Here is a 24,995-nt window from a genome sequence, read left to right on the forward strand (position 1 = left end):
TAATTTTATTAATTCTGTCCATCAATGAGGAGACAATATCTCGTTTCCCAATCGGGCATGCCAATCACAGACTGCCCGTTCACCAATATGGAATAGGCCTGCACCTGACTGTTGGCAACGTTAAATACCTCCTTCCAGCCCAATTGCTGCAAGAGCCATGCAGCCTGCATGACGCTGTATCCTTCTCCTGTAGGATTGCTGTCCCACGTGGCGGGATAGGCTGATGTGTTGCCGCGCGGACGGTTGCAGACAGCAATACCTATTTTATTGTCATACGTCAGCCCGAAGAACACGTGGTCGTTGCAGACTCCCTGCCAGTTGCGGCCATAGGAAGAACTGTGCACGCCACAGCCGTCGTTGTTCCACAGTTCGTATTTATTCAGCGCATGTCCGTCTCTGACAGGCCACAGCGCATATCCCCACACAGCCTGTTCCACCTCCCATTCCGTAGCTCCGGCAAGGGAGTGACTGTCGTCCGTGAAGAAAGGAAGCTGCATCATCCGCCCGCTTGCCCCCTTCGAGAACGAGCCGTCAAAATAGCAATTACTGAATGAGATTCTTCCATTCTTGTCCACACCCAGTCCGGCACGGAAAGAGGGATTCCACGAGGCGTCCTCCCAATTGCTCAAAGCATCCTGCAAAGTACCGTTCTCATAATAGAGATGTGCCGGATTGCCGCCAATCGCCCATGCCCTGCCTACCGCATAGACATTGCGTCCGCCTGCCACAATCAGCGCATTTTGCTGTCCGGGCTGCATTTTGTTATTTTCGGCAGAGGGGTCTGTGACAAGTCGTGCACGGGCATTCTTCACGTCTATCGTCACGATAGCAAAATCACCGTAGACGTTGGTTTTCGCACGATCCTCCTTCCAGTCGCCCACGGCATCGAAAAAGTTAGAGTCGTAAAAATGGTGTTCCCACGGCCAGTTGTCATGGTCGTTCCACTTATAATCTCCTGCCACGGGGATATCGCGCACCTGTGACGTCTTCAGCACGGTGACGTACGGATACTGCGCCTTGTCTACAAACTGTGCCGTCATATCCGAGAAGCCCAGTTCCGCCGGTGTTTTCTTCATGACGGACGAGAGGTCGAGCGCCACTGTATAGGGACGCGCCTTTCCACCTGCCATGATATCCAGGCGATAAGTAAGGGATTCGGTAAAGTCGAACGTCAGATTCTCGGGCGGAGTGGCACCTTCTATCAACGCACCCTCTTCGAAGCGTAAGGTGATGGCTTTCTGATTCATGCGTGCCCGGTCGAACAGGATATTCAGATTAGAGAGCGAAGCGCTCACGGGGCTTTCTTCCAACCCTTCCACAAAGATTTTTCCCGCATCGAGCACAGGCAATGCATTGGAAGTGACGTTCACCCAATACTTTTTAATCCGGTTGTCGGGTGCCTTGATATTCAGCACAGGCGTCTCTTCTAAATTTATATGTGCCGGATTTTCCGGATATATCAACGTATATCCATCCATCAACTCCACAGTCATTGAGGCCTGATCAAACTTTTCCGCCTCATTGAACCGGACACTAACGTGTTTTTCATCAACCACTTGGGCAGGCACCGATTCCCCCTGCGACGTGATAGTCAACGAGCGGAACGGATTTTCACCCTTGTCGTGCACTTCCATGTTGTAGTCACCGTCCGAGCAGGACGAATACCCCCAACCAAGAAGCCACAGCCATGTAAGGTTAAACAAGATTTTTCTCATAACTAATAAAGATTTTAATAAAAAATTATATTTTTCTATCGTTCATTCTATGAAAGCCGGTCCCCACGTCTACCGGAACCGTGCTTCGATTACTACGGGAAAATGATCCGAAGAGTATTTCCCATATTTCACATCGTCATCGACAGTGCGATAAGAAAGCACCTCTATCGCGGAAGTCACAAATATAAAATCAATGCGTTGAGTAATCTCTCCAGCCAAATCGTATCCATGGAAACTACCGACCGGACCTTGGGGAGACTTCCTGCTGCACTTGTAGGAGTCGGCCAACAGGCCGTCTTTCAATAGTATCTGTATAGGTTCATCATCGGAAGTCGCATTGAAGTCGCCTGTACAGAATACAGGTTTTCCGTTGGCGATTTTCCTGACTCTCTCCAACAGCATATAAGACGACTGTCTTCTGGCTTCCTCTACTTCATGGTCGGTATGTGAATTAAAGACATAGAAAGTTTTTCCGTTTCTTTTATCCTTAAAATATCCCCATGTACATATCCTGCGATAATGTGCTCCCCAGCCATATGAAGGGACATCCGGGGTTTCCGAATACCAAAAGTCACCTGTTTCCAACATTTCAAAACGTTCTTTCTTGTAAAAGATGGCACTATGCTCGCCTTCATTATCTCCGTCACGATCACGACCTACGTAAGCATATTCATCAAGAACAGCCATATCCTTCAGTTGCGATGTACGTCCTTCCTGTGTTGCAAATAAGTCAAAACGATTTCTTCTCACAACATCGACCAAGGCATCTAAACGTACCTCCCAGGATTTATCCCCCTCATCACACATTGTACGGATATTATAAGTCGCCAGACGAATAACATCTTCTGATTTTTTATTCACACCAGAGGCTACAGCAGAAATAAAAGGAATAAACACTATCAAAAATAACGAAACACATCTCATATTCAATAGGATATAAAATTACGCATTACTTTACTCGAAAATAATCTAATGACCAGCTATCCATCCACTCCAGCACCGGGCGCCCGTCTTGAAACCGGATAGGAAGCCAGAGGTAACGGCTGTCGGCTGGATGCTCCGGGCGCCAGATGTCGCCCATAAAGATGTATGTGTCTTCCCGGTTTTCCACCTTTATAATATAGGTGCTCTGTCCGCCAAAGGTAATGGCAGCATCCGTGCCTACACAGGGATTGGGGTGCTGTTTCCAAGGTCCCATGATATGGGATGCCGAGAACATACGGGCTTCGTTGGGCGCCCATCCCGTGCAGCCGGATGTGATCATCCAGTAGGTACCGTCTTTCTTGAAAATGGCCGGGGCTTCGTTTTCTCCGCCGGGAGCCATGCGGGCGTAACGCCCTGTATGATACAAATAATCGTCGGTCAGTTCTGCGATGTGCAGGGTGAGGTTTTCTTCAGAAGAGAAGATGTGGTAAGCTTTTCCGTCATCATCCACAAAAACAGTCTGGTCGCGTGCCATCTGTCCGCCTTCAAAGTCGCGCTTCATGTAAAGTCCCTGTCGCACGGCTTCCTGCCACTCTGCCGTCCGATAAGCCAGACGCTCTTCTACCAACGTATCGAGCGCGGCTATATCGGCGGCTGTGACACCCAATGAAAACTTACCGGGATTGGCCCGTCCGGAACGCAGGAAGCGATACGGTCCTGTCACCACATCGCTGACTGCCACTCCGTAGCGCGCAGATTCATATCCTTTATCCTTCAGTTCGAGATGAAACCACATGACAAACTTACCTGTCTTCTTATTATATACAACTTTGGGACGTTCCAAGATACATCCTTTGGCAATGTCGCTCTCCGAGTCGTCGGCATCAACGGCAAGAGCGACGCCTTTGTTCTCCCATTCGGTCAGATTTTTCGATGCGTAGCAGGTGACTCCTACCATTGCCGAACAGGTGGTGTCGGCTTTGTGTTCGCCAAACCAATAATACACTCCGTCATGAAAGAGCACGCCTCCGCCATGTGCGTTAATCGGATTGCCTTCCGTGTCGTTCCATACCCGTTGGGGATAAAATGTTTTCTCCTCCTTTGCCACATTCACCGCGCAAGCGGAGAACAGAACGGCAAAGAGAAACAAATGATAAAGTTTCTGTTTGTTCGTATACATGGGCCATTTTTTAAAATTATGCCCAAAAGTAAGACAAACAGTGCGATAAAAAGGGGAAGTTTTTCGTATCTAAAGGGACGGAATCCGTATTCACAGGGTTTTACGGAAAAGTTCCCTTAATTGATTGATAAGGTAACGTCAGTTCGATATAAGCTTGTCTATCCGCTTCTCCTCCTTCTGGAAGGAGGAGTCCCCGTAGGGGGAGGTGGTAGGTGAAATCGTAAATCTATATAGTACTGAATAACAGACTACTATATTTACCTACCACCCCGTCCTTCGGACACCCCTCCTTCCCGAAGGAGGGGAAACCATGCGGACGAACTTATATCGAATTCACATTAAGGTATTGCAGACGGTTCCTGCCGTGCCAAGTAATGGACACCACTGTGCCAAGCAATGGACACCGCCGTGCCAAACAATGGGAACTGCCGTGCCAAGCAATGGGAACCGATACGGTCAAGCAATCCTACAGACTTTGTATAAAAGCCTTCGGAGTCTGATTCATATTCTTCTTGAAAGCATTGCGGAAACTCTTCACATCCCGGAAGCCGCATTGCTTGCTGACTTCCTCCACATTCGATGCTCCCTGCCGGAAAAGTTGAACGGCTTTATATATCTTATAATCATTGATAAACTCAATCAAGGAATTGCCTGTCATTTGTCTGATTTTCTTATACAGCGTAGAATGGCTCATCGCCAACTTGGCAGCCATCAAGTCTACATCAAACTCTTCATTGCACAGATTATCATCTATGATTTCCCGACAGCGCAACAGAAATATCTGCTCCTCTTTCGTATACGTCTTCTGCTCGGTAGCAATGGTGCTGATAATGGCGGCATTCTCCGACTGCACCACTAACCGCTCAATACGTTTGCGCAAGAGTTTTAAGGAAATCGGCTTGGACAGGTATACGTCCGCCCCGCTGTCGAAAGCCTTCAGCATATCCTCTTCCGAGTTTTTTGCCGTGAATATGATGACTTTGATGTGCGCCAACTTCTTGTCGTTCTTCATCCGCTCCAGAAACTCCTGCCCATTCATGCGCGGCATCATCAGGTCGCAGACAACAATGTCCGGAAGTTCCCTGCCGGCAATCTCCAACCCTTCTTCTCCGTCATACGCTTTGTATATCTTAAAATCGGACGAGAGATAACGTTCAAGGATATTCACCGTTTCGCGTTCGTCATCTATCAGCAGGATGGAATGAGTGGCGGTAGGGTTAGAAACGGGCTTTGGCTCCGACGGCTGCACATCGTCTACCAGCAGCGACTCGGTGCGTGCCGGACAGTCTTCGCTCTGCTGCTCCTTACGGGGGATAGTGAAAAGAAATGCAGAGCCTTGGTTCAGTTCACTTTCCACACGGATTTCTCCCCCATGAAGCTCGACCAACGTCTTGACAAACGACAGCCCCATCCCATCGCCTTCTCCCTGCTTCTTGCCCCGCTCCGTGCGGAAGAAGTTTTCGAAAATCGTATCGCGCATCTCTTCCGCGATGCCTATACCGTTATCTTCTACCGCAAAGCAAACGGCATCCGGACGGTTCCTCACCGTGAGGGTCACCGTTCCTCCCTCCTTCGTATACTTGAATGCATTGGATATCAGGTTGGTGAGAATGATTTCGAGTTTCTCGGCATCAAAGTCGAGCATAATCTCCGTCTCCACACAGCAGAATGTGTAAGTTATCTCTTTCTGCCGACACAGCCTGCGATAGTCGTCCGTCAGTTCATTGCAGAAACCGACTACATCCTTACGCTGCATGTTTAGTTGTAACTTTCCGGAATCCATTTTGCGCAAGTCTATCACACGGCTGATCAACTTGTTCAGCTTCAACGAACTGTGATGCATGGAGAGCAGATAAGACAAAGGTACCTGCACCGGCGAACGACGTGTCTCTATCAGCTCTTCCAGTTGGGCAGCGATAAGGAACACCGGTGTGCGCAATTCGTGAGTGATGTAAGTATAGAAATCCAACTTCTCTTCGTTCAGTTTCTTCATCGTGCTCTTCTCTATTTCATTGATTTGCAGACGATACTTTATCTTCTGTTCATGCAGGTAGAGCCAAATGCTACCTGCCGCTGTGCCCAGTGCCAGCAATATCCACAGGCAGACAGCCCACGAGGTTCTCCACCAAGGCGGAGTAATGATCAGCTTAAATACCGAAGACTTTCCCCACAACCCGTTGTCGTTGATGCAACGAACATGAAACTCATATTCACCGGGCGGCACATTGGTATAGGTCACCTCCCGGCTGCTTTCCAAATCCCGCCAGCCACTCTCTAAGTTTTTCAACCAACCGGAGAAACGTACCCTGCCCGGAAACAGGTATTCGGGCACACTATAGGCAATGGTGAAGAAATTTTGGTCATAGTGCAACGTCAACTCCTTGCATTCCTCTCCCAACAACGTGAACTCTTCTTTCTCGTCATTCAACAGTCGCAAAGAGGTGAAATTTACCGCGTCATACCGCTGATGGTAGTTTATCTGCGCCGGATTGAAATAGACAAGCCCGCTCACATTGCCGAAAAACATCTCTTCGCCGTCAAACGTACTGGAGTTATAGGTATACGAAGCCTGTTCTATCTCTTTCACATCAAAGCGCACGAAACGTTCTGTCTGCTTGTTCATCCGGAACAAGCCGCTCGAGGTAGCCAACCAAAGATTGCCGTCATTATCTTCTTCGATAGAGGTGACATTGGAATCGGTCAGTCCCTCGTTGGCAGTATGGAGCTTGAACGTCCCGTCACGTTCGTCCAATGAATAGAAGCCGGACGCAACTGTAGAGAACCAAATCTTCCCGTCCGTGTCCATGAACAGATGTTTCAGGCGGTCGGAAGGAAGACGGATATCTTTCGACTGCATATCGTAGTGTCTGGTGATGCGGCAGGTGCGTGTGTCTATCTTGAAAATCCCCTTCCGGGTAGACGAAATCCAAAGATAATGCCCGCGGCAAACGATGGCAGAACACTGCACCCCGTCCAGTCCTTGTATGCACTTGAGCTTGCCGCTCTTCTTGTCCAACACATAGACGCTGAATCCGCCAATCCAGATATGTCCGCGCCCATCGTCGGCAATCGTCCACACATTGTTCTCCACACCGTTCGCATTCTCATCCGCCATGGTCATGGAATAAGTAACGAATTGATTCTTGCTGATGGAATATTTCACAAGCCCTTTCGTATAGATGCCCATCCACAGGTCGTCTCCGTCTTTGATGAGGGAAAGGACATTGTTGCCGGGGATAGCACTGTTGGCAGTGGTATAGGTGCGCGACGTTCCTGTGCTACGGTCGTATATCTCCATTCCGCCGCCGTCCAGTCCTAAATAAAGCTTTTCTTCGTCCGCCACCACCGCTGTCACAATATCGTAAGTAAGCCTGCTGTTTCTGCGTGTCATCGTCTTAAAATTGCCGAGATGTTCCGAATACAGACTGACTCCGTGGCGATAAGACCCCATCCATAGGTTATCCTCTGAGTCGACAAACAAGGAATAAATCGCGTCGCTGGACAAGTTACTGTTGTCCGGAGAGATTTTCTCCATCCGCCCGCCTTCCTTCAACAACAACCCCTCACCGTCAACGGCAAATATCGTTTTTCCTTTATATTCTATCACAGCCATCAGATTGTCCGGCACGCACCCTTCCGATTCCACCCGCCGGATTTCATTGCCGACTATCCGGAAAGCAATGCTCTTGAAACCGATACCATAGCCTACGTATCCCACATCATTGTGTTTATCATAATAAACGGTCGTGCGATAGGACATCACAATGGAATGATAAGCCAAATGGCTGACCACCCTACCGCTCTCGGTAGATAAAAGCCAAAGCCCGTTCGCTCCTGAAGCGATGAGCAGCCCCGGCTTATAGGAAGCAAAGCCATAGAAAGTATCTATACCGTCAAAACAGACTGCAAATTCCCGCTGTCCCATATGCTTGCAGATTCTTCCACGCCAGTCTAATGCCAACAATCTGTCTTCATCTCTGACCAATTTGCATATGGATGTCGACATGTTCTCCTTGTTTTCCTCTAAGTTTCCCTCTAAGTTTCCCTCTGAGTTTCCCTCTGAGGTCAAACTACATGAATAAAATCGTCCGTCACTATAAGAGAAAAATTTCATTCCTCTGTCGGATGCCACCCAAAGCCCGTCAGGCTCCGATTGGATATCCTGCACATAGCACTGCATAGAGTCTGCCTGATACCTTTCAAATTCCAGTCCGTTAAAACGGCACAATCCATTACTGGTTCCGGCCCAGATATATCCCTGCTTATCTTCATGCAAAGAACAGACCGAACTGTTTGAGCCTAAATAGAAGTTCTCGAATATTCTTTTGAAAGAAGTTTCTGCAAATAAATTAGATGGCAGGCATAGGACGATAATCAAATATAGTATATAACGATACATGCAATCAGAAAATATAATTATAATAATCTTTATAATAACTTTTTCAATAACCCTTATAATAACTTTTTTAGTACATAATAATAACCTTTTCAGTACATAGTAAAAGTAGAATTCTAAGGTTCACAACAAAAGTAATCATTTCTTTGAGATAATGGCATGTCATTCGGGAAAAAATATGTATCATATTGTTTCATCTGCCAAATAAAATAAGTATATTTGTACGCTACATATAAAATAGAGACAGTTATGGACAGAAATATTATCAGATTCATTATTGATGAAAATCAAGAGTTTGCACAAGGCTTAAAATAAATCAGCCGAAAAGCAAGTATACATCAAAGCAGTATAAATACATATTTTTTACTTCACATAGATAAAATGAATGGGGGATTTCGGGAAGATTTCCCTCATTTTTTTTGTCATTTTCGGACAACCAGCTATTTTTGGTCAAAAAAAGAGACATATCGTACATTTCATACATTTCAGGTTCAAACAGGGTGTAAAGATTATTCGCCTAATTTTATGGAATGCTGAAGTCAATAGGCTTGGCTAATTTTTAATGAAGCATTGTTTTAACGAGCTATTGTTTTAACGAAGCATTGATTCGTTATCTTCCTTTATAAAAAACGCTAAGGCCACATACTATCCGCATAGACTATTACATATTGAGACTTAAAGTTCGTGGAACATTCAATCTGAGACTCACACGCTGAGACCTCCTACGCCATAAAGATAGAGGGTGGTATTGACATTTTCTTATATCACTAACATATAAATCAGAATTTAGAAGCGATGGCAAAGCAGCTTTACGATTACTGGTTTGTGCAGTTTGACTTTCCGAATGAAGAAGGAAAGCCGTATAAATATAGTGGTGAAATGGTTTGGAGTGAAAAATTAAAGCGTGATATTCCTGCATCATGGGAAATTAAGACGATAGAGGATATTGCTGACGTTTACAATGGTGCAACACCTTCAACTATTAACGAACAAAATTATGGAGGAGATATTGTTTGGATTACTCCGAAAGATTTATCTGACCAAAAGCAAAAATTTGTCTATCAAGGAGAACGCAATATTTCACAAGCAGGATATAATTCTTGCAGTACTCATTTATTGCCTCCAAATACGATATTAATGTCAAGTCGTGCACCAATAGGTTTGTTGTCTATTGCTAAAACAAAGTTGTGTACCAATCAAGGTTTTAAGAGCTTTGTTCCCAAAGCGGAAAACATATCAACTTACCTGTATTATTATCTAAACATTCACATTAGGCAGATAGAACAGCTTGGCACTGGTACAACATTTAAAGAGGTTTCTCGTGAAGACGTGTTGAATTTTCCAATTCTAAAGCCAAGTGATGCAATCTTGGACTTATGGGAAAAACGAGTATCAGCTCTTAATAATAAACAGTACGAAATTCAAAAAGAAAACGAATACCTTACTAAGCAGCGTGACGAACTTCTCCCACTTCTGATGAACGGTCAAGTGTCGGTAAATTCTGATTTAGCGACTTTTTTACAACTTTTGTTCCGCCAATATACTATTAGAGTATATACGTGGGCATATTCCCATAAAATCAAAACTATTACAATAATGAAATACAATTTTATTAGAACGAGATTAGTTAAAATCGTTTGTGGATGTTGCGGACGCAACTTCTACGCAGAAGCTGGTATTAATTTTTGTTCTGAATGCGAAGAAACATGGAACAATAATTAATTATGAAATGTGCAAGAGAGGTTTAATTGCCTCTTTTGCCTATATTCTATATTATAACATCATTATTATTTTATAGAATTATGAAAGAGAACATCATTCAGGCAATAGTTGCGAAGATGCAGCGTGACTTAGACTGCAGACAGATGGCACGGCGTAAAGCAGTGCTTGCATCAGAATTACATAATGTCGAAATCACTGAAAAGAAAGACTGTGTTACACAGCAAACACAAGAAAATGAACACCTTCTAAACTCTTTTATATCGGCAAAGAAGATTGAGGGATGTTCGGATAAGACACTGGTTTACTACCGTAATACCATTGAAAAATTGTTGGTTACGCTCTCATTGGCTATTTGTCACATCACCACAACAGACATTCGCACTTATCTATCCGATTATCAAGAAGAACATCAATCCAGCAAAGTGACTATTGACAATATCCGACGTATCTTTTCCAGTTTCTTTGCATGGTTAGAGGATGAAGACTACATCGCAAAAAGCCCAGTCAGGCGCATCCACAAGGTTAAAACGGATTCACTTGTAAAAGAGGTACTTTCTGACGAACAGTTGGAACAGCTCCGAGATAGTTGTACCAACAAACGAGACCTTGCCATTATAGACTTTCTTTCATCTACTGGCATTCGTGTAGGAGAATTGGTAAAACTGAACCGAGCAGATATAGACTTCCACGAACGTCAGTGTGTAGTATTTGGAAAAGGAAATAAAGAACGTATTGTTTATTTCAATGCTCGAACAAAATTACATCTACAACAATACCTTAATGGACGTACAGATGAAAATCCAGCTTTATTTGTTTCCATAAATTCACCTCATACACGACTCACTATTAGCGGTGTAGAAGTGAGAATCCGAAAATTGGGACAAGCACTTTCTATGCCCAAAGTTCATCCTCACAAATTCCGTCGCACCCTTGCAACGATGGCTATCGACAAAGGTATGCCCATCGAACAAGTACAACGTTTACTTGGTCATGTACGCATTGATACTACACTGCATTATGCCATTGTGAACCAAAACAATGTAAAGTTAGCTCATAAGAAGTATTTGGGATAATAACCGTGCTGATTTCTGCTTTAAAATTTGTACTTTTGCAGTCTAATATGAAACGCTAATAAAAAGCACTATGGACTTGCAGAGAATCAATAAACATAAGCAATCGTTTGATGACATTTGCCATTATATCGAAGACGATAATGGAGCGGATAAAGTAGAAGTATGGTTTGCGAGAGAATTGCAGATTATATTGGGGTATGCAAGATGGGAGAATTTTCAAGTAGCATTGACTCGCGCTGTTGAATCATGTAAAACACAGAATATCAACATCGACGACCATTTTCGTGAGGTCACGAAAATGGTTACTTTGGGTAGCGGAGCTAAGCGTGAAATACAAGATTTCATGCTGACTCGTTATGCGTGCTATCTTGTCGCACAGAATGGCGATCCCAAGAAAGAAGAAATAGCTTTTGCACAAGGTTATTTTGCCGTACAAACTCGACGCGCAGAACTTATTGCGGAGCATATAGAACAATTGTCGCGACTTGAAACGAGAGATCGTTTGCGTTCTTCCGAAAAACAATTATCACGTAATATTTATGAGCGCGGAGTGGATGATAAAGGTTTTGGACGCATTCGTTCTAAAGGTGATGGTGTGTTATTCGGTGGGCATACAACAGAAGATATGAAGAACCGGCTTGGCATTAAATCGACACGCCCATTAGCAGATTTTCTTCCAACTCTTACAATTGCAGCAAAAAACCTTGCCACAGAAATGACAAATTACAATGTCGAACAAAAAGACCTTTATGGTGAGCATAGTATAACTACCGAACATATGGACAACAACCGCAGCATCCGACAAATGCTCGGTCAGCGAGGCATACGCCCGGAAGAACTGCCAGCAGCTGAGGACATCAAGAAGGTAGAACGACGCGTTGCTTCCAATGAAAAGAAAATTGAGAAGTCTTCTTCAAAACTCCCTAAACTTAAACCTGAAGACAACGAATGAAATTAATTGACATTATAGAAGTATTCATTGCTGGAGAATGGGGCGAGGAAACTTACTCTAAAGAAACACCTTGTGCGGTAACTTGTGTACGTGGGGCTGATATTATTCCAATATCAGAATATGATTTCTCGGCAATTCCAGTCCGCTATATTAACCAACAAGCATATGCAAAAAAATGTCTTCAAGTAGGAGACATTATCATTGAAAAGTCAGGTGGTAGCCCAACTCAATCCACAGGGCGTGTATCTTTGGTATCACAAGAGCTGCTTGAGCATGCCGGGGCTGTTATATGCTCCAATTTTTGTACTGCCTTTCGAGTAAAGAAAGGTTGGAATCCCCTCTATGTCTACTATTATCTTCAGTTTATCTATAATCGTGGGGCGTTTTTTAATTTCGAAGGCAAAACGTCCGGTATAAAAAATCTCCAATTGGATGCAGCCTTTGCTGCTATACCAATTGAAGATATTAGTGAAAGCATCCAAAACAATATTGTAGCTATTCTCCAAGGTTTAGAGAGGAAAAACGCTATCAATCGTCAGATAAATCAGAATTTACCGACACTTGGCCGTTCATTAGGAGTGGTAAGAGTTCGTCTCGCTGCTTAGTAAGTGATAAAATCTGTTGTTTGTTCTCAATTATCAGTTCCAATAGCTCGTCAAATACTTTTCGAGGATTGAAACTTAATGAAATTGCTGGTTTTATAAGATATAGCCCTTTCAAATCTTTATCTGACAGATGTCCCACAGTAGATCCTTTTGCATTTTGTTCTTTCGCCTTAATGTAAGGTTGGATATTATAATAGATTTGAATTGAAGATATTGAGGAGTCTCTATAAGGACGCATCCTTACACATCGCTGATTAAGATAGGCAATATTGTTATGCCAGAAGTTCATGTGAAAATTTCCGTCCATACCAACAAGTACATCCCCCTCATTCAAACAGTATTTTTCATCTGTGTTTTCAAAAGAATATGCTGATGTCGTTCCTTCAAGAATGTCCCTAATACGAACAATAGGTATATTTGTTATCTCATCTGTAAATTGTTCAGTAGCAAAAGGGAAACCATACTGCACACTAATAGCATCAAAAAGAGGTAGTATATTCCATCCTTGAGGAATTTCCCTCTTCAACTTCTCATTCCATACCATAGCACCCCCACTGGATTTATACGGTTTACCCTCTTCATTCGGGAAATCAAACTGCACAAACCAATAGTCATAGAGTTGCTTTGCCATCGCTTCTAAATTCTGATTTAGCGCACGGTTAAGTTCTATTTTGCGGTCAAGGCTACGGAACAACTTACCAATGCGCTTCTGCTCTACTAAATCTGGAATCCATACAGTGCAATCTTTGATTTTGTCGGGCGAAGTATGACGAATCTTAGTTTGTTGTGCGGCTGCACTTAATTGCTGTTTGACCAAAGCGGAAGATATGAGATAGAAAGCAAAGCCCTTGTCCAACAAGCCCTCTTTGCAAACAATCTTAGCCACATCTTGACTTTGAATATATTTACCGCTTTCAGGAATGATAGCAGTAGAGCCAAGCAAACCTATTGCCTGTTCGGTCAAAGGAGTGATAATATCACCCTTCTCCATTAAAAACTCCGGCTTAAATTCACCGATGTAATACAGATTATCTTTGGACTTGTTTTCCTTAAAGCAATTGTTTTGATAGTTGAAATTACCACAAGTCAAACGAATGTATTCTCCCTCTGTGGCATAAAACTCGCCACTGAGACTTGCACCTCTTGTAACATCGAGAATTTCTCCCAACTTATATCTTGTCAAATTCATAATAATCTATTTTGGCTTTTAAGATACACTTTGATTTGCTCTTCAATGGATTTCAGAATAAGCTCTCGACTATTCTTTTCCATTTCTTTTTGTTCTGCGGTAGCATAACGTTTTTCTTCTCTGTGCACATCCACCCGATTTTGAAATCATAGTAGCTATATATTCACTTATTTTATCGTAATCAATCATTCAAATCTATATTACTTTCGTTCACAATAATCATTTATTCAACATACCTCTAACCTGTTTATCGAAGTCAGAATCTATCCGTTGCGTTTTATTAAAAATATCATATTCGCTTTCAGCTTTTGCCTTAGCCTATGATGCAGAAATACGCTCTTTGTCCGGCAAAATTTGATAACGACGGAATGTGAGGAATTCATTGACACTTTTAGAAAATTGGGACATATTGAATGTATTCTCACGCTCGATAAGATCTTCTATATAATCAAAGAAACCTGTTACAGCACGTTCCAACTGACGAATTTCCTTTTCCTGTAAATAGTTCTTAGCTATTGACACATCCGATTTCAAGATACGTCCATCAGGTGCATTCTTCCATGTAGTCAGCCCCATGTGTTCTTTGTTATGGTCTGCCTTTGTATAAATAATCTCTGCTGCCGTTTGCCCGGTAATGGCATAATGAAAACGGTTCTGTATCATGGCATAGAAATCGCGAGTTGTAGGCGAATTCTTATCATAGTCTACACTACATTCTGCATATATATCGGTAATTTGTTGCCAGATTCGCCGTTCGCTGGCACGGATAGAGCGTACCCTTTCCAACAATTCACGGAAATAGTCTTTTCCGAATACTGCCGTTCCCTGTTTTAAGCGTTCATCATCAAGCACAAATCCTTTCTTGATATACTCATTAAGAATCTTGGTTGCCCATTGTCGGAACTTGGTCGCTTTAGGAGAAGAGACACGGTAGCCAACTGCAATAATCATATCAAGATTGTAGAAATCAACCAATTCTTCAACCTCACCTCTTATGCCTCGATTCACGACGGTTGCAATTTTTGCAACTGTCGTGTCTTGCTGCAGTTCTTCATCCTTGAAGATATTGGCTATGTGACGACTAATACCAGATTTGTCAATACCGAAAAGCTGCGCCATAGCCTTTTGGGTACACCAAATCGTTTCGTCTTTGATAACAACTTGTACCTTTCCTTGTTCATCAGGCAGGCTATATAATAAAAACTGTATCTCGTTACTCATTGTTAGTTCTATTTCTTATTTTTATAATTGTGCCACAAAATTCCTTTTAAGATATGAAGTTCATTGTATTATAAATATAGGGACTATCTAATTCTCCGCTATTGATCCAAGGAATAGTGCCATTTGCATAATAACTTACCTCTGTAGATAATGGTGTAGCACCTGAAGATGTTCTAAAAACATCTGCAAGTGTTATCTCTTTCCAACCTTGTGGAATAATCCTTTTCTTTTTATATTTCTTCAATTCCATAATTCTATTCTTCATACAATTCTTTGCCCTCCTCAAGTTGGTATTCATATTACGTACCCTTCAGGCTTTCTCTATCCTATTCTTTGCGATATTCCAAGATATAAAAAACCACTATTTCCAGATATCTATAAAAAAAATAGTGCATATGCCTACTACCACCCAGCCTTGAGTATCAACTGAAGCCTTTACCATTTTTAAGATTCTATCCTTAAAATTATCCTTATTCTGCTTATCCATAGTAGCCGTTTTGCACTTTTTCCAAAACAAATTAGCCGTTAGCACGTTAAAATCATAGACAACTCTTGCTAATGCGAAGAGATTGCATTATCTTTGCATCATCTCAGCAACCATGTGTTGAAGGAGAAACGGGGGCGATATTCTTATCGCTCCTTGCTTTTTATATAGGCTTCATATTCTTTCAACAGCTTTTCCTTTCGCGACTTATAGGTTACCAAGTAAGCAGTCCAAGGCAAAATATAGTCCTTTGCTTTTCGCAATACTACCAAATAGTTCTCATTTTCATGAAAAATAAGAATATTAGTCTTGTTTCCACGAGTGTTCTCCCAGACCTTCAGATAAGGATGTTCTGACAGGTTTATCATTGGAGCCGGCCATTTGATTCTTTCCATACGCCGCAAATCGGGTTCTCTGGTAGCTTCATCTTCGCCTTCAGAAGTCATATGCCAAAAAGTTGCTTCCTTATCTTGCGATAGTGGATATTTCTTTAATCCCAACCTCATTCCTCTAAACACAGGACGTTTGGCAATAAAATCTTGCTTGAAGCACTCATAGACTGCCTCAAGATATGTATGAAAATCTCCACCAAATTCACTTAATTCAATTAAATCCGGCAGAGTGAAGTATTCATTATTCCCCATATCCGCTTCTCCAAACAAAGATATTAAATTTATCCTCACGGTAGAGAGTACTGGCCATTAGATTATAACCACTTCTTTCTTTAATACGTTCTATCAATTTCAATTTAGCCACGCTGGTGTTTTTCCCTCTATGAACATAGGATAATGCACCTATAAGCAAATCAGCCAGTGCAACCAACTCAACTTCTTCAGAACGAACTTGCTGCACCTTACGTATCAAGTTTCTATTAAAGTCATAATGATTGTTACATAGAACTTCGTGCAGCTTTTCTACCTTACGTTGACCTCTTGTATCCTTTATATCTATGTAGATATTATACTCACAGTCAGGTTCAAATAAAGTCTTGAGCATATTGAAGTACATCTTATAATAGAAATCATCATGGGTTTGGCTAAACAAATCATGCTTTAATTCCTGTTTGTTTGGAATAACCAATACACGAAAATGAAGGTCACTATTATCAAAAAAATAATTGACAATATCCATATAAAAGTATAGTTGCCCTGGAGAAACCTTATTCCATTTAATTTCAAAGCTTTTGCTTAAACCATGTTCTTTCTTTATTTCACGTATGCGATGGAATATTTCATCTTTCTTATTCTGAAGGCACCATATGCCACCTATTGTCATTGCGTTTTCGCCATCATGCTCCAAATGACAACTTTCATCGCAATAAATATTATATAATTGTCCCATGTCTGTGCAATTTTAGTTATTAAACGTCAAACTGTCAAACTGCTTCATTATCTCAGTTTCCAAACGGTGGCTTTCCTCAAACTGTTGCATAAGGGTATTTTTGTATTTTGCCATACGCTGGTTAAACTCTTCTTCGGTTATATCTACATAATCAATCTTGATGTCAAAATATTGTCCGGCAGAAAGAGAGTATCCTTTTTCCTTTATCTCATCGTAAGAAACAGCCACGGAAAAATCTTCCACAGCTTCCTTTCGCTGGAATGTACCGACAATCTTTTCTATCTCATCATCATTCAGTCGTACTTTTTTCAATCCGTTGGCATCCTTGTATTCCTCACCCAATTTGCTGGCATCAATCAAAATCACCTTTTCGGCAGTAGCAGATTTATCAAAAAACAATACACTGACATTTGTGCCTGTATTGGCGAATACATTACTTGGCATGGAAACACAACCGAATACAACTTTGTCATCTACTATCTTATGAAGAATTTTGTTCTCGATACCACTTTTAGCTGTAATAAAACCTGTCGGGATAACAATCGCTCCCTTTCCTGCTTTTTTCAACGAATTGATAACGTGCTGGATAAAACAGGTGTATATTGCCATTGACTCTTTCTTTTTGGCTGGCACATTGGGAACTCCCGCCCAAAAACGGGCAGGCATAGCAGCTATCTTCTCTCTGGTATCGGAAAAGTCCATCTTGAAAGGCGGATTACTTACCACAAAATCAAATTGGCGCAACTGTTGTCCGTCATCGCTCTTATGATAGGGGCTTACAAGTGTGTCACCTTGAATGGCATTATCAAGTGAAGATACAAGACCATTGAGCAACAGATTAAGTTTCAACATTTTGTTGCTTCGCTGGGAAATATCTTGCGAGAAGATGGTACAACGGTCTTCTCCTATTTGATGACTGAGTGCCATCAGAAGTGTACCAGTTCCTGCCGATGGGTCATAACATTCCATGCTATGCAAATCGGCATTATCCCCCACTAACAGACGAGCCATAATCGTCGCTATGGCATGAGGCGTATAATACTCCGCATATTTTCCTCCTCCGGCAGTATTATAGTCCTTAATCAAATACTCAAAGATACTGGAGAAAAAATCGTAGTTTTGTGCAAACGCCTCTTCAAATGAGAAGTTCACCAACTTATCGACCAATGCTCGGGCAAATGGCGCACGTTGTGCCGTATCGGTCACAAATGGAGTCAAAGCCTCAAACAAAGGTATTTTTGTGTTGGCTGTGGTCTGTGTGGAAAATATATCCGCATTTTGTTCCGCTATGTCTGTCATAGTGGAATCGAAAATGGTATCAAAATCCCCCTTCCCCTGTTGATTCCAAAGATTGGCTATCAGGTGATAAGGTTCAAGCATCGGAACATCTGGAGAGATGGCACTCTGAATAAGCATACGTTCATCATCAGAAAGGTTCTCATATGCGGTTTCCCACTTTGCATCCCCCGTCAGTTTCTTGGCAATATCGCTTTTCGCATTCTTCAGTTCATAACCAAACTTGTCATTCAAGAACTTGTAGAGAAATACTTGGGTGATAATTTTATATTCGTTACCATCGTTACCCATACCGTATGACTGGCAGGTGGCTTTAAGACCGTCGATGAGCTTTAATGTTTTTTCTTTAATATCTGACATAATCTTTATGCAATGCCGTAAGTGGCGTTATATTGGTTGATATACTGTTGTGAAATACGTGTTTGGATAAATTTGTAATCGTCCATTTCCGGTTTAATCTGTGGGAAATGATACAAGCATCCATTGATAAGAGCCATCACCGTACGATTAAAATATGCATCTTTTTTTAGAATATCGTTACGATCATAGACTTTGGCATCCACATCTTCTTTTATGATATTAAGAATGGCTGCAATCTCTTCGTCAAGGAAAGAAAACATCGGCTTTTGTCCTTTCCCCTCCCTCTGTTTATTTACTTCTCGGATGCGTTTGTGTACACGGGCAAATTTTTCATCGCCCTTATACTTTTTCATCAATGCATTATTCCGTTTTTGTAGGTCTTGCAGACGAACTATAATTTCATCCAATGCTTGCGTTTCCTCATTGAACTTGGCTATGGAATCAATCACAAATCCGTGTTCTTTAAACCGCTCCATAAAAGCATCACGCAACGAAATGAACTCAGGATCGTCTTGGTCGAAGTTCTGCGTAAATGAAGTAATGGTTCGTTGCCATTTTTCTTTGATTGCCTCTTTTCCGCCTACTATGCGTAATTCTTCCTGTCCTATTTTGGAAAAAGTGAACTCAATATCCATCATCGCCTCATTGATAAGCATTTTAGTCTCATCACCTACGCTAAAAGCCTCCTTTTGGTTAATGATACCAATACGCCTTTGCACCTCGGACAGCAGTTGTGGCAGTTTGGTAATTTCAAGTTTGGCAAACTGCTCTTTCATTTCCTCGTCGCCAAAAGTACGCACAATATTAGCCATGTTCTTAGCTGCCTCTAACGCCTGTTTTAGGTCGAGAAGTACAGCCTTATCTTCCTCCGTTGAGATTTCAGAGGAAAACTCTTCTGCATTGTCATAAGAATAATCAAAAAGAGTCTGACGCACCTGTTTCATTTGCTTCAAAATCTCTTCTTTGTCCTCTATGACTTGAGTAAATGTATCGGTAACAGCCTCTTCCCCAGTCTCGTCCACATCGTTAAAGCGGTTCAACTCTTGCAAATATGCCTCATTTGTTTCCTGAAAATTGCGTTTGATATCGGCAAAGTCAATGACAAAACCGTAACGCATTCCCGGATAAGGACGATTTACACGAGTAATAGCTTGAAGCAAATTATGATCTTTCAATTTACGACCAAAATATAAACGCTTCAAGCGAGGTGCATCAAAACCAGTCAGAAGCATATTGAAGACAATGAGAATATCCACCGTCATATTCTTCTTGAAGTCCTTGACTATTTGCTTTCTCGTCTCTTTGTCATCCGTATCATGAAGAATGATTCCGGCTTTCAATGGTCTGTACTTTGATTTGTAATCCACCGCTGGTTCACCTACGACATATGAACCATCAGGAAGTTTAATCTTGATGGGCTTCGGTTGATATTTTTGCCATTCCTCTTGAAATACCTCGTAAAGCTGTCGTGCTTGTTCGCTGGTCTCGCAAATAACCATACCGCCTAAAGTATCATCTCCTTGTATCTTTCGGAATTCTTTTAAGTCCGTCATGATATAACGAGCCAACTCGCTTACATAACTCGGATGCTCTATGATTTCCGATTTGCGGATGTCTTTCTTCTGTACTAATGTCTCTAATTTGTCGTACATATCCGAAAGACGTTCTTTATAGGATGTTTCAATATCTTCACGAATGATTTTCAGCGTATAACCGTCCGCAATGGACTTATCGTAATAATAAGTGTGTAGATAACTTCCGAACACTTTACAACTGGCACGTTCTTCCTTCAATAGCGGAGTACCTGTAAGTGCAATTTTGATTGCATCAGTGTCCGCATCAAACAGATTGGCAAGGAAACAGCCACCGGGTTTATACCCACGATGCGCCTCGTCAAGAATAAAGATACGCTGAAGGTTGGTTGCATAGTCGTTGATGCGCACTTTTTCCTTGTCCTCCGCAAAGCGTTGTATATTTACTACCGTAATTTCAGCCTGACCGCTTATACCCTGCTGTGCTTGATTACTACGGAATTGCGCCATTAATTCCGCTCTTGAATTGGCTGTTGATACCACCAATCCACGAGCTTCAAACTCCTGTGTGGCTTGTTCCAACAAATCAAGGCGGTCAACTATGAAATAGAATTTAGCCACCTTCTTCTGTTTGGAATAGAAATCGTTGAGAATATAGGTCAGATAATAGGATAGGGCTGTTTTACCACTACCTTGCGTATGCCATACAACACCTGATTTTAGTCCTTCAGCCAGTTTCTTACGAATGGCCAATGACGCAAACAATTGTTGGTAACGCATAATATGTTTTTGGTCGGTGGATTCAATCTTTCCATCCACCTCTCGTTCCATTCTAACGTATGCTATACCATATTTAATAATATACAGCAACCGTTCTGGCGAACACATGGAAGTCAGTATCCTATTAGTAGGCGTATTGAAATCAAGATTGGTTTGATATTCCGGGCTTGTATGAATGACTTGGCAATTATAATCTGATAATATCTGCTTTTCCGCTGCCTTGTCAATGTCCTTATACGGATAATCACGATGAAAAGGTGCTATCTTTTGTGCAGACAGATTTTCTTCACGGAAACAGTTAAAGGGAGAATATGAGCGTGCTCCAGTACAATAGAAAGCCCCTTGTATGGGTACAATACCACCAAGTGCATCATATTCCATATTGTTACTGAATATCATTAACTGCGTGATATTGATGAAACGACGAAACTTCTTATTGGGGAAACGTTCTTTGTTCATTCGTGCGCTCTCCGCCAACATTCCACCATGATTGTTTGGCTTCTTCACTTCTACAAAGCAAAGTGGCAAACCATTCACAAACAAAGTAATGTCAGGTCGAAACTCATCTTGTCCGTTCTTACAAGTAAACTCGGCTGTAAAATGGAATGTATTGTTTCCGACATTTTCGAAGTCAACTAATTTCACAGGAGATACGGCTTTCAGACGATTATAAAAGCCACGACCGAGGTTATCATCATTCAGTTCCTTACGAATATCTTTCAAGACTTGAAGATATTCACCCTCATGCTCAGGATTCAGCCTTTTGAACTGTTGCTCAAAAATTGACAATAGAATATTCGTATCACCATCATAGACGGTACCATTCTTGTCTTCGCTCAATTTACCGAAGTAAGTATATCCTATTCGGGTAAGATGAACCATTGCAGGCATCTGTACCCGTGTCGCTTCCGAGAATTGTTTCATGTCACCTATCCTTTTTGTCGGTTATCAAGTCCTTCAAATCTACTTGAAGTATCTCTGCTATCTGTTGCAAGGTCTCCAAATTAGGCTGAATCCGATTACAAGCATAGGCATTTACCATACTAAAGCTCTTATCGAGTTTCTTTGCCAACCATGTTTGAGAAATGCCTTTTTCCAAAAGAACAGCCTTTATTCTATTCAATTTCATTCTTTGATATGATTTTATAGTGCAAATATAGTGAATTATATTCGACAATAACGTTTACAACGTATCGAATTCATCTTCAATAGTGAAACTTTTGGATGTTTCAGAAGCGAATGGAGAATTTGTTCGGAGTGTATATACTAACTATCAACTGCCATCTTGGACAGATTTATGAATCAGGCCAGCTTACCAAAGAGGCAACTATCTGAGAAATTGGAATAGTACGGAGTTATATCGAATTCACATTATTAAATAGAAAAAGCCCCGCTTTGCGAGGGCTAAAGCTTAGCTTTACATCTTCTAAAGCTAAGCTTTAAGCTATACAAAACGGAGCTTTTTCAGTTCATCCTAAAAAGTAAGGATGGAGTAGAAAATATTATTCGTAAGTAAGTGTTATAGTAGTTGGAAATACAGAAAAATCTTCCGCTGCATCCATTGATACAGAAGTTAAATATCCTTTCTCATCCAATTTACATTTCAATATATGCTCCATTTCAGATGAATCCGTAAAACTCTTCAAAAGATTCATACTCTTCGCACCTGAAAGTCCTAAAAGTTCGGCATAGAAAATTTCCATATTACTATCACCTGACAATATATATGAGAGACACTTAGCAATATCAATTCCCTTAACTTTCTGATTTTCATCATAAATATATGAATCATCTCCCACTTTAACAGCATTATCCTTCTGCCATTCCAAAGCCAATGCAACTTTTGAATTGCTAACTCGTTTTATCTCCACTAATTTATTATCAGTATAGTTCCAAGCATACTCTCTATTATCCAACTCCACATCCTTATGCTTGATTACACAATTGCCTTCTACATATAAATTAAACGGATAATATTTCTTATCATCCTGTCCGGTCACAGCCAAAATCTCACCATTAGAATAAGTAAAATTATACCACACATCGTTTCCCGCTTCGTCCTTACTGATTTTTTCAACCTGTCCTTGTGCATTATACTTCAAATAATAAGGAATTTCCGTTATTCCCATATCGAAAGCGCTATAATCCACAACTACCTCCATAGACTTCAATCTGCGTTCCTTCACAAGGGCAACTTCTCCTAATATCCATTCACCGCCATTCTGAGCCAAAACCAAGCTATATGCACCTTCAGCAACAATAGAAGGAACATCACATACCAATCCGTTATTACGGTCTGTGATAGTCAGTTCAGTCTTAACAGTCGTATCATCAGCTTTCACCAAATAAATCTTGCATGCGACATCGAAATTGTTTCCTCCAATAGACAGTGCCTTACCCACATAAGCCTCTTCCGGAACAGTCAGACCGATAATCGGAAGTGCGGCAGGAGTCAGTTTTATTTTGCCTAATTCCCACACTCCATTCTGTGACAATACCAACGTATAATCACCTGCCTGTACAGACATCGGTATAATAAAACTAACTCCGGAAGCGCTAAATGTCGGACTTGCAATGGCAATTTCCACATTATCTGCCCCCTTCAATGATAACTTGGCAAGAGAAGCATCAAATCCTGTACCTCTCACTAATACTTCTGTACCAATCTCAGCCTCAACTGGTACTGAACAATTTGTAATCGGATTACTTTGTGGATTTTCATCGTCATCACTCGAACAAGCCATGAATACGCCTACCGCGCATATCATCAGCATCATAAACCAAATCTTTTTCATAATCGAATCGTTTTTAAGTTATTAATAATTTATAAAGTTGTATTTATATTTCTTCCAATGCGTCCAGTACATGTTCCGTATCCTCCGAAGAAGGACGGGACATATTGTTATTGATGATTTTACCCTCTTTATCCAACAAGATGAAACGAGGGATACCGTCAATGTTGTAAGCACGCTTAAAGCTACTTTGCGGACCGATGTGCAGTTGCACTCCTGCCAATTCACCGCTCTTCACCCGCTCTTCCCATTTCGTCTTGTCATAGTCGATGGAAAGTCCGAGAAAAACAATATCTTTTCCGGCAAAACGTTCTTCCAGTTTCTTCAAAAAAGGAAGTTCACGCTTACAAGGTGCACACCACGTAGCCCACATATCAATGTAGACATACTTTCCTTTAAAGTCCTTCAAAGAATATACCTTGCCGTCAACGTCCACCGCCTCAAAATCCGGAGACGGTTTGCCGGGAGAAGCCAAATCCCACTTATCAAATTTCGCTTTATAATCGGCAAGCAATGCCGTATCCTTTACATACGTATGATATATATTTTCCATATCGGTAATATCCTTGATGCCAAACTGGTCGACATGCGAAGCGGCTATATGATGCAACAGGGTTTGTTTCACCTTTTCACTCCGTACATTGTCGGCAATATACCGCATCTCAGCTACAGCCTTCGGATAATAACCGGCTACATTCCGATTGGCTTCATCAAGCACATGGGCAAGTTCAATCATGATAGTACGGTATTCGCGTACATCCACCCAGTCTTCATCCTCCACCCAATAGGCGCGAATGGCGTCATAATAGGCCTGCCCGGGACGATACGTGCTATCTTTCGAATAGGCATATCCCACAGGATACATAATCAACGCGCTTCCGAATCCATAACGGATACGCCCTTCTTCCATTTTTTCGAACTTACCGATATTTCCCAACTGATGAGCATCCAATAATTTCCGGCTTTCCTGTTCCTTTTGTTCAACCTTCTGTACAAACTCCGCCAATGGTAACACATAATTCTCCTCCGCCAATGGCATGAGCGTCACGCTGTTCAGGTAATCTACAACAGGTGACTTTTCTCCCTCAAACTTAAAAGTACGCAGATAGTCATTTCCGTCAAAAGTGATACGAGCCCTATCGCCTTTCTCTACATAAACTTGTTTCTCCTGTTGCCCATAGAAAAGACGCGCATGTGCAGCTTCCACATCTCTCAATGTGAACACCGCATGTCCTTGTTCATCCAAAGGAATTTCACAGACTGTCATCTGATATACCAATACTACCTGCCGGAGAGTAGGATGCTGCACATCAAAGGTTATTTCAATATCATCCGGCTTGGTGGAAGGGGCGCAAGCACACGCCAAGAATATCCACATCAATAATAAATAGTTCTTCATATTTTTATTTGAAATTAATTATATGTCTCGTTTC

The 24,995-nt window shown here is 41.8% G+C and carries 17 protein-coding genes and 2 pseudogenes; 5 read left to right on the forward strand and 14 right to left on the reverse strand.

All coding sequences use genetic code 11. From position 1 onward, the window contains the following. Positions 1–8 precede the first annotated feature (8 nt). The 4 genes from BQ7997_RS11235 to BQ7997_RS11250 form a co-directional block, all read right to left on the reverse strand. Complete coding sequence (locus tag BQ7997_RS11235; RefSeq protein WP_044653202.1) at positions 9–1,715, reverse strand: hypothetical protein; 1,707 nt, start codon at positions 1,713–1,715, stop codon at positions 9–11. A 69-nt stretch (positions 1,716–1,784) separates the two neighbouring features. Beyond that, complete coding sequence (locus tag BQ7997_RS11240; protein WP_231589995.1) at positions 1,785–2,576, reverse strand: endonuclease/exonuclease/phosphatase family protein; 792 nt, start codon at positions 2,574–2,576, stop codon at positions 1,785–1,787. Between the two features lie 88 nt (positions 2,577–2,664). Beyond that, positions 2,665–3,819 carry a glycoside hydrolase family 43 protein gene (locus BQ7997_RS11245; protein ID WP_083589216.1) on the reverse strand — a complete coding sequence of 385 codons (1,155 nt, stop codon included), beginning with the start codon at positions 3,817–3,819 and terminating at the stop codon, positions 2,665–2,667. 466 nt (positions 3,820–4,285) lie between these two features. Further along, complete coding sequence (locus tag BQ7997_RS11250) at positions 4,286–8,218, reverse strand: hybrid sensor histidine kinase/response regulator transcription factor (protein ID WP_097677775.1); 3,933 nt, start codon at positions 8,216–8,218, stop codon at positions 4,286–4,288. A 792-nt stretch (positions 8,219–9,010) separates the two neighbouring features. Between BQ7997_RS11250 and BQ7997_RS11255 the strand changes: the two genes are divergently transcribed. From BQ7997_RS11255 to BQ7997_RS11270, 4 genes are all read left to right on the forward strand, one after another. Then, complete coding sequence (locus BQ7997_RS11255; protein ID WP_235817279.1) at positions 9,011–9,937, forward strand: restriction endonuclease subunit S; 927 nt, start codon at positions 9,011–9,013, stop codon at positions 9,935–9,937. 80 nt (positions 9,938–10,017) lie between these two features. Continuing rightward, the gene (xerA, locus tag BQ7997_RS11260; RefSeq protein ID WP_073346307.1) at positions 10,018–11,010 is read left to right on the forward strand and encodes a site-specific tyrosine recombinase/integron integrase; all 993 of its coding nucleotides are present in this window, start codon (positions 10,018–10,020) and stop codon (positions 11,008–11,010) included. A gap of 70 nt (positions 11,011–11,080) precedes the next feature. Next, positions 11,081–11,962 carry a DNA damage-inducible protein D gene (gene dinD / locus BQ7997_RS11265; protein WP_015532556.1) on the forward strand — a complete coding sequence of 294 codons (882 nt, stop codon included), beginning with the start codon at positions 11,081–11,083 and terminating at the stop codon, positions 11,960–11,962. Further along, on the forward strand, positions 11,959–12,567 hold the full coding sequence (locus tag BQ7997_RS11270; protein WP_073346310.1) for a restriction endonuclease subunit S: 609 nt from the start codon (positions 11,959–11,961) through the stop codon (positions 12,565–12,567). The genes dinD and BQ7997_RS11270 overlap by 4 nt, the downstream gene beginning before the upstream one ends. On the opposite strand, the gene BQ7997_RS11275 is transcribed toward BQ7997_RS11270, so the two are convergent. The 8 genes and pseudogenes from BQ7997_RS11275 to BQ7997_RS11315 form a co-directional block, all read right to left on the reverse strand. Then, positions 12,491–13,756, reverse strand: a complete 1,266-nt coding sequence (locus BQ7997_RS11275; protein ID WP_073346313.1) for a restriction endonuclease subunit S — start codon at positions 13,754–13,756, stop codon at positions 12,491–12,493. The two genes, BQ7997_RS11270 and BQ7997_RS11275, sit on opposite strands and share 77 nt — an antisense overlap. Positions 13,757–13,975: 219 nt before the next feature. Then, positions 13,976–14,977: pseudogene (locus BQ7997_RS11285) on the reverse strand (virulence RhuM family protein). Between the two features lie 46 nt (positions 14,978–15,023). Then, positions 15,024–15,227, reverse strand: a complete 204-nt coding sequence (locus tag BQ7997_RS11290; protein ID WP_073346315.1) for a restriction endonuclease subunit S — start codon at positions 15,225–15,227, stop codon at positions 15,024–15,026. A 380-nt stretch (positions 15,228–15,607) separates the two neighbouring features. After that, positions 15,608–16,105 carry a hypothetical protein gene (locus BQ7997_RS11295; RefSeq protein ID WP_073346318.1) on the reverse strand — a complete coding sequence of 166 codons (498 nt, stop codon included), beginning with the start codon at positions 16,103–16,105 and terminating at the stop codon, positions 15,608–15,610. Further along, positions 16,095–16,802, reverse strand: a complete 708-nt coding sequence (locus BQ7997_RS11300) for a DUF3800 domain-containing protein (protein ID WP_073346320.1) — start codon at positions 16,800–16,802, stop codon at positions 16,095–16,097. The genes BQ7997_RS11295 and BQ7997_RS11300 overlap by 11 nt, the downstream gene beginning before the upstream one ends. 12 nt (positions 16,803–16,814) lie before the next feature. Further along, complete coding sequence (locus BQ7997_RS11305) at positions 16,815–18,458, reverse strand: HsdM family class I SAM-dependent methyltransferase (RefSeq protein ID WP_044655042.1); 1,644 nt, start codon at positions 18,456–18,458, stop codon at positions 16,815–16,817. Between the two features lie 5 nt (positions 18,459–18,463). Continuing rightward, positions 18,464–21,694, reverse strand: a complete 3,231-nt coding sequence (locus tag BQ7997_RS11310) for a type I restriction endonuclease subunit R (RefSeq protein ID WP_073346323.1) — start codon at positions 21,692–21,694, stop codon at positions 18,464–18,466. A gap of 1 nt (position 21,695) precedes the next feature. After that, a complete protein-coding gene (locus BQ7997_RS11315) occupies positions 21,696–21,899 on the reverse strand; it encodes a helix-turn-helix domain-containing protein (protein ID WP_005795769.1) in 204 nt (67 codons plus the stop codon). Positions 21,900–21,959: 60 nt separating this feature from the next. Between BQ7997_RS11315 and BQ7997_RS25900 the strand changes: the two are divergent. Continuing rightward, positions 21,960–22,102: pseudogene (locus BQ7997_RS25900) on the forward strand (RhuM family protein); the annotation flags it as partial. Positions 22,103–22,272: 170 nt separating this feature from the next. On the opposite strand, the gene BQ7997_RS11320 reads toward BQ7997_RS25900, so the two are convergent. Both BQ7997_RS11320 and BQ7997_RS11325 read right to left on the reverse strand, forming a co-directional pair. Next, the gene (locus BQ7997_RS11320) at positions 22,273–23,565 is read right to left on the reverse strand and encodes a hypothetical protein (RefSeq protein ID WP_073346326.1); all 1,293 of its coding nucleotides are present in this window, start codon (positions 23,563–23,565) and stop codon (positions 22,273–22,275) included. A gap of 43 nt (positions 23,566–23,608) precedes the next feature. After that, positions 23,609–24,961, reverse strand: a complete 1,353-nt coding sequence (locus tag BQ7997_RS11325; protein WP_073346329.1) for a TlpA family protein disulfide reductase — start codon at positions 24,959–24,961, stop codon at positions 23,609–23,611. Positions 24,962–24,995: the final 34 nt, after the last annotated feature.

Origin of the sequence: Bacteroides congonensis, assembly GCF_900130125.1 — a bacterium.
Classification (GTDB): Bacteria; Bacteroidota; Bacteroidia; order Bacteroidales; family Bacteroidaceae; genus Bacteroides; species Bacteroides congonensis.

Coding starts and splice junctions, on each gene's coding strand:
- BQ7997_RS11235 (WP_044653202.1), bottom strand. CDS start 1,715: ATGAGAAAAATCTTGTTTAACCTTACATGGCTGTGGCTTCTTGGTTGG.
- BQ7997_RS11245 (WP_083589216.1), bottom strand. CDS start 3,819: ATGTATACGAACAAACAGAAACTTTATCATTTGTTTCTCTTTGCCGTT.
- BQ7997_RS11250 (WP_097677775.1), bottom strand. CDS start 8,218: ATGTATCGTTATATACTATATTTGATTATCGTCCTATGCCTGCCATCT.
- BQ7997_RS11255 (WP_235817279.1), top strand. CDS start 9,011: ATGGCAAAGCAGCTTTACGATTACTGGTTTGTGCAGTTTGACTTTCCG.
- xerA (WP_073346307.1), top strand. CDS start 10,018: ATGAAAGAGAACATCATTCAGGCAATAGTTGCGAAGATGCAGCGTGAC.
- dinD (WP_015532556.1), top strand. CDS start 11,081: ATGGACTTGCAGAGAATCAATAAACATAAGCAATCGTTTGATGACATT.
- BQ7997_RS11270 (WP_073346310.1), top strand. CDS start 11,959: ATGAAATTAATTGACATTATAGAAGTATTCATTGCTGGAGAATGGGGC.
- BQ7997_RS11275 (WP_073346313.1), bottom strand. CDS start 13,756: ATGAATTTGACAAGATATAAGTTGGGAGAAATTCTCGATGTTACAAGA.
- BQ7997_RS11290 (WP_073346315.1), bottom strand. CDS start 15,227: ATGGAATTGAAGAAATATAAAAAGAAAAGGATTATTCCACAAGGTTGG.
- BQ7997_RS11295 (WP_073346318.1), bottom strand. CDS start 16,105: ATGGGGAATAATGAATACTTCACTCTGCCGGATTTAATTGAATTAAGT.
- BQ7997_RS11300 (WP_073346320.1), bottom strand. CDS start 16,802: ATGGGACAATTATATAATATTTATTGCGATGAAAGTTGTCATTTGGAG.
- BQ7997_RS11305 (WP_044655042.1), bottom strand. CDS start 18,458: ATGTCAGATATTAAAGAAAAAACATTAAAGCTCATCGACGGTCTTAAA.
- BQ7997_RS11310 (WP_073346323.1), bottom strand. CDS start 21,694: ATGAAACAATTCTCGGAAGCGACACGGGTACAGATGCCTGCAATGGTT.
- BQ7997_RS11315 (WP_005795769.1), bottom strand. CDS start 21,899: ATGAAATTGAATAGAATAAAGGCTGTTCTTTTGGAAAAAGGCATTTCT.
- BQ7997_RS11320 (WP_073346326.1), bottom strand. CDS start 23,565: ATGAAAAAGATTTGGTTTATGATGCTGATGATATGCGCGGTAGGCGTA.
- BQ7997_RS11325 (WP_073346329.1), bottom strand. CDS start 24,961: ATGAAGAACTATTTATTATTGATGTGGATATTCTTGGCGTGTGCTTGC.